General features: G+C 71.3%; 5 protein-coding genes. 2 read left to right on the top strand and 3 right to left on the bottom strand.

Annotated features, from left to right (window positions below; translation table 11 throughout):
* A partial coding sequence (locus D7V88_RS38130; protein ID WP_120545457.1) for a carbohydrate-binding family 9-like protein occupies window positions 1–837 on the top strand: 837 nt, incomplete at its 5' end.
* Between the two features lie 23 nt (window positions 838–860).
* Here D7V88_RS38130 and D7V88_RS38125 read toward each other — a convergent pair.
* Both D7V88_RS38125 and D7V88_RS38120 read right to left on the bottom strand, forming a co-directional pair.
* Complete coding sequence (locus tag D7V88_RS38125; RefSeq protein ID WP_120545456.1) at window positions 861–1121, bottom strand: hypothetical protein; 261 nt, start codon at window positions 1119–1121, stop codon at window positions 861–863.
* Window positions 1108–3579 (bottom strand): DNA internalization-related competence protein ComEC/Rec2, encoded by a 2472-nt coding sequence (locus D7V88_RS38120; protein WP_120545455.1) that lies wholly within the window; start codon window positions 3577–3579, stop codon window positions 1108–1110. The genes D7V88_RS38125 and D7V88_RS38120 overlap by 14 nt, the downstream gene beginning before the upstream one ends.
* Window positions 3580–3770: 191 nt before the next feature.
* On the opposite strand from D7V88_RS38120, the gene D7V88_RS38115 reads away from it, so the two are divergent.
* On the top strand, window positions 3771–4265 hold the full coding sequence (locus tag D7V88_RS38115; protein WP_120533482.1) for a CarD family transcriptional regulator: 495 nt from the start codon (window positions 3771–3773) through the stop codon (window positions 4263–4265).
* A gap of 118 nt (window positions 4266–4383) precedes the next feature.
* Here the strand turns inward: D7V88_RS38115 and D7V88_RS38110 are convergent.
* Window positions 4384–6000: FHA domain-containing protein (locus D7V88_RS38110; protein WP_120545454.1), on the bottom strand; the 1617-nt coding region annotated here is incomplete at its 5' end.

The raw sequence follows: 6000 nt of genomic DNA, 5'->3' as shown, positions 1-6000 counted from the left end.
GGCGCCGCGCCGTTGGAGACGTGGCCGGTGGGCAAGGTGCTGGAGGACGTGCACACCGTCGCCATGCCGGGCAGCCCCGGCCGCGTGGTGCTGGGCTTCTGGCGCGACGACGAACGCCTGGCGGTGGATGATCCGCGCGTGCAACTGGGCGCCAACCGCGTGCGCGGTCCGCTCCTGGGCGGCGAGCCCCCCGCGTTGCCGGAGTACATCGTCACGCGCGTGAAGAAGGCGCCCGTGCTCGACGGTGTGCTCGATGACGAGGCCTGGAAGGGCGCGAAGCCGGTGACGCTCGTGGGCAGCTTCGACGGCCGGCCCCTCAGGCTGCGCACCCAGGCACGCCTTGTCTACGACGACGCGCACCTGTACGTGGCCTTCGACGTGGAGGACCCGGACGTCTGGGGCACGATGCGCAACCGCGACGACTCCATCTACGAGCAGGAGGTCGTGGAGGTGTTCCTCGACGCCAACGCGGACGGGCGCACGTACAACGAGCTGCAGGTGTCACCGCACAACATCCTCTTCGACGCGTACTTCCCCGCGAGGCGCCAGGGCATGGACCTGTCGTGGGACTCGGGGATGAAGACGGCGGTGAAGGTGCGCGGGACGCTGGACGACGCGTCGGACCGCGACGAGGGCTGGAGCGTGGAGATGGCCATCCCGTTCAAGAACCTCGCGCAGGTGCCCCACATCCCGCCGGAGCCCGGGGAGCGTTGGCGCTTCAACCTCTACCGGCTGGAGCACCACGACCGCAGGCAGGTGGAAGGCCAGGCCTTCTCACCGCTCTTCATCGGGGACTTCCACGCCCTGCCGCGCTTCGCGTGGCTCATCTTCCAGTAGCAGGGCACGGCGAAGCCCATGCGTCATGCGTGGGGCGAGATGTCCCAGGGCGCATCCGCGACGGAGCGCTCCGCCGGGTCTCCAAGGAAGCGCACGAAGCCTCGTGACTCCAGCGTGTCGACGAGCTCCTCGGCCTCCAGCTCGGAGAACTGGTTCGACCGCATGTGGAGCAGCATGTCGCGCATGAGGGACTTGCCGCGCAGGTAGCCCACGGGTTCGCCCGGGCCGAGCTTGGACTTCAGTTCGACGGTCAACTGCTGCAGATCGAGATCATCTGAAATCATCGGCGCTACGGTGGGTCTGCTTCGCACTCGCCGCAACGGGCAGGGGAGCACCTTCGCTTCGCGGCAGGAAGGAGACCAGGCGGACGTCCTGGCCGTCGCTTTCCAGGGTGACGGCGCCATCCGTGTCGGTGCGCCAGCACTCGGTGCCCAGGGCGCGGTAGCGGGCCTCCACCTCCGGATGGGGAAAGCCGTACCGGTTGCGTCGCCCCACGCAGAACACCGCATGACGCGGTCGCGTTCGGGCCAGCAGTGGCGCGGTGGAGGAGGTGCGCGAACCATGATGCGGCACCTTCAACACCGTCACCGTCCCCACGGCCTCCTCGAGCGCGGCCTCGCCGTCCTCCTCCACATCGCCCGCCAGCAGCACGGTGACGTCGCCATGGCGCACGCGCAGCACCACGCTCCTGTCGTTCGCGCCCTCCATCAGCTCCCGGTCCACCGGAGGCCCCAGCACCTCCACCGTCGCCTCGCCCAGGGTGAAGGAGGGATGCCCCACCTGCACCTCTTCCACCACCGCGCCCTTTGCGGCTGCCACGACGCGCCGGGAGAGGGGACCGTCGGTCGTGCCCGCGGACAGCCACAGCTGTTCGGCGGGCACCTGCGCCAGCGTCGACACCAGCCCGAGCGCATGGTCCGGATGCGGATGCGACAGCACCGCGAGGTCCAGGCGTGACACGCCCTCCGCCTTGAGGAAGGGCAGCACGAAGCGCTCCCCGGTGTCCGCGCCCTCCGGAACGCCGCCACCGTCCACCAGCGCATGGTGGCCCCGCGAGCGCAGCACCACCGCGTCCCCCTGGCCCACCGAAAGGAACGTGATGCGCAGCGCGGGCTCCGGGGCGAGTCCGGGAAGCAGCACGGCGCCCAGGAGGGCCAGTGGCGTGAGAACGCCCGCGTAGCGCCAGCGTCCCGAACCGAGCGCCCAGCACGAAAGCCCCACCGCGTAGGCGAGGGCCAGGAGCGGCCCCAGGCCGGGCACCTCCACCGCCGCGAAGGGCACCGAGGCAAAGCCGCGCGTCAGCGCCAGCAGCAGCTCCGACGCCCACGCGCCCGCCCACAGCACCGGCGTCGCGAGCGCCGGGGCCACGACGAAGAGCGCCGCGCCTCCGGCCGCGAGCCCGGTGAGCACGCCACACAGGGGCAGGGCGATGATGTTGGACACGAGCCCCGCCAGGCTCACGCGCCCGAACGCCGCCGCCACCACGGGCAGCCCCACCAGGGTCGCCGCGGCGCTCGCGCACAGCGTCTGCGCCACCGTCTCCTTCGCCTGCGCGGCCCAGCGCTTGAGCCTGCGGGGCTCGGAAGGGTCGGGCCGGTCCACCGGCAGGGCCTCGCGCAGCGCGGGCGACAGCAACACCAGCCCCAGCACGGCGAGGAACGACAGCCGGAGCGACAGGTCCACCACGCTGGAAGGCGTCCACGCCACCAGCACGAGCGCCGCGAGCGACAGTCCGTTGAGCCCGTCCGCGCGCCGCCACAGCCCCAGCCCCAGCAACACCGCCGTGGCCATCACCGCCGAGCGCACCGCCGGGGCCTGGTTTCCCGTGAACAGCACATAGGCCCAGACGAAGGGCACCGCCGCCGGGGCCGCCACCCGCCGGGCCTCCAGCCCGCGCCACCGGCCTCCCAGCCGCACCAGGCCCCGCCTCAGGAGCGCCAGCGTCATCAGGGCCAGCGCCGCCACATGCAGCCCGCTGACGCTGAGCACATGCGCGAGCCCCGCCCGCGAGAACGCATCCTCCCAGGCGTCATCCAGCTCCGCGCGCTGCCCGGCCGCCAGCGTGAGGAACAGCGCCGCCGCGTCGGGGGACGGCGCCACCTGACGCACCGCCAGCGCCAGCCGGCCGCGCAGCTCCTCCAGCGTCAGCCGCCATGCCGGGGCAGGGGAGAGCACCAGCAGCCGCCCCGGGCTGAAGCCCCCCGTGAAGGCCACGCCCTGCCGCCGCCGCGCCGACGCGAAGTCCCGCTCGCCCGGATTGGAGGGCGGTGCATCCGGAAGCAGCCGCGCCTCCACCCGCACGCGTTGTCCAGGCTGAAGGTCCAGGCCATCCCCCCGGCCAGACAGGCTCGCGCGGAAGCGGGCGGCGACCTCCGGACCCGTGGGCGGGCCCGCCCGGGCCACCGCGAGCCGCAGTCGGGTGGCGCCATCGAAGCGCTCCACGCGCTCCAACTCACCCTCCAGCAGCGCGGGGCCGCCCTCCACCAGCGCCGGGGGAATCTCTACCCGGGCTTCAAAACCGGAAAGACCCGCGCCGGTGAAGGCGAGTGCGACCAGCACCGCGAGATGGGCTCCCGGCAGCGGACCGAGCGCCGTTCCCAACAGTCCCAGACAAAGCGCGCAGAGGAGAAATACCCCGGCGGCGCTCCCTGTTCCGGTTGCCCAGAGGGCGCCGAGCGTGAGGCTCAGCGCTGGAAAGAACAACGGACGCGTGCCCAGGTCGTGCCACGCATAACGAACCAACACCCACCCCCACCCACCACCATGTTCGTCCAGCGGCGCTCGTATTCCGAGCCCTTCCGCACACAAAACCGGACACGGTAGTGCGGCCCGCTTCGGGTGGTCAAGGCGATTTCGTTGCCCGTGGATGTGGTTTGTGGTAGTAGTGGCCGGCTTGAAGGCCGGGGTCGAAGCTTTCTCCAAGGAGGCAGTTAGTGCAGACCAGCTTCAAGACTGGTGACAAGGCGGTTTATCCGGGCCAGGGCGTCGGCGAGGTGATGGGCATCGAGCACACCGAGGTCGCCGGGCAGCGCCAGTCGTTCTACGTGCTGCGCATCCTGGAGAACGGGATGCGGATCATGATCCCCATCAACAAGGTCGGTTCTGTCGGCCTTCGGGAGATCATCAGCGAGGAGGACGTCAAGCAGGTCTACTCCATCCTTCGCGAGAAGGACATCTCGGTGGACTCGACGACGTGGAACCGTCGCTACCGCGAGTACATGGAGAAGATCAAGACGGGCTCCGTCTTCGAAATCGCGGAGGTGCTGCGCGACCTGTACCTGCTCAAGGGTGACAAGGACCTGTCGTTCGGCGAGCGCAAGATGCTCGACACGGCGCGCTCCCTGCTCATCAAGGAACTGTCGCTGGCCAAGGACTGCACCGAGGAAGAGGTCGAGTCCGACCTGAAGAAGATCTTCAACCTCGCCTGATGTCTTCGAAGTGCGGCGGGCCACGTGGCCGCCGCGCTCGCATCCCGCGCCCCGGGTTCCCTCGTTGGGACTCGGGGCGTCGTGTTTCTGGAGTGCGCCCCGGGCGGAGCGCAGCGCTTCACTGCGCTGACGGGGTGCCCTGTGTCTCGAGCGCCGCCAGTTGGGCGCGGGCCTCGGCGTTGCTGGCGTCGTGCTTGAGGGCCCAGGTGAAGGCCGCGCGCGCGTCGGACCAGCGGCTGGCCCGGACGGCGTCCTTGCCGGAGTTCACGTAGAGGCCGGCGAGCTGGCGACGGAGCGCGGCCCCGTGGGTGCTCCATCCCTGGGCGATTTCCTGGTCCAGCCGCACGGCGGCGCTGAGTGTGTCAATCGCCCGGGGACCCTCGTTCCGGTCCAGCGCGCTCTGGGCGGTGTCCCGGGCGGCCTGGAAGCGGGTGATGTGCTGCACCAGGGGCGCGAGGTTCGCGCGCCGCGCCAGGGTCAGGGCCCCGGAGACGTCGCCGGATTCGTAGCGGGTGATGATGGCCTCGCGCGCGCTCTCGTCCGGGGGGCCTGTCGTCGCGGCGGCCACCGGACTCTTCCGGGCCGTCGAGGTCGCCTTCCGCGAAGCCTGGGCGTCATCGCCAGCCACGCCCGTCGCACCGGAGTCCGGCTCCGCGCCCTTCGCGGACGGCGTGCTCGCCTGCTGTCCCCGGGCGATATCGGTCGCGCCAAGCGTCTCCCCAGCTTTCGAGGAAGCACCGTGCAGACCCAAAGCGATGTCGGCCGCGCCAGGCGTCTCGCCGGCCTTCGCGGGGACACGCTGTCCACGGGCCACCTGGGTCGCGCTGGGAACCTCGCCGGCCTTCGCGGACGCCGTCCCCGCGCGCTGTGCCTCCGTGCTGTCCGTGGAACCGGGGACCGGGGACTCCACGCCAGTGGCAGGCTCTCCAGAAGCAGCGGCAGGCACCGCGGATCCGGAAGGGTCCGCGCCCTGTGCCTCCACTCCCGTGTCCGCACCCACGGTCTTCGCCGGACTCTTCGCGGCAGGCGTGCCCGTGCCCTTCGCGGACGTCCCTTCCGTCGCGGTCCGTGCGGGCGACGCGTCCGTCATGCTCATGGCCACCAGGCTGATCAACGCCGCCACCGCGGAGCCCACGACGGCCGCTGCCAGGGCCACGACGACGACGCCCACCGGCCGCTTCCCACCGCGCGGCAGGAGGGGATCCAACGCGGTCTTGATCTCCATCGGAGGGGCGCCCGAACCGCGCAGGCGCAGCATCGCGTTGCCCAGGCTCAGCTCGTCTCCTGGGCGGATCTCCACCTCGCCCTTGATGCGCGAGCGGTTGACGAACGTGCCGTTCTGGCTGCCCAGGTCACGCACCGCGAACGCATTGCCGCGACGGGTGAGCTGCGCATGGCGCCGGCTGATGGACGCGTGCTGGAGCCGCAGGTCGGACGTGGAGGAGCGCCCCAGCGTGATGGAGCCCTGGTGCAGCGGCACCAACTGTCCCGCACCCGGCCCCCGCTCCACGTACAGGAACGCGGGCGACAGCCCCGGATCCGAGTACTCCTTCTGCCAGTCGTAGCGGGGCAACAACTCCCGGTCGGACTTCGACCGCTCGCCCGGCCCCCGCCGCTTCACCTTCCGGGGCCCCGCCGGATACTGGGGCACCCGCTGCGGGCGCGGATCATCCGCCTGGAGGGGCGCCACCTCGTCGTCGTCGAACGGCAGCTCCTCCGCCGGGTCGTCCTTGGT

Source organism: Corallococcus terminator (assembly GCF_003611635.1).
Lineage (GTDB): Bacteria > Myxococcota > Myxococcia > Myxococcales > Myxococcaceae > Corallococcus > Corallococcus terminator.
The sequence above is the reverse complement of the archived record's forward strand: the minus strand, read 5'-3'. Positions and strand labels throughout refer to the sequence as shown.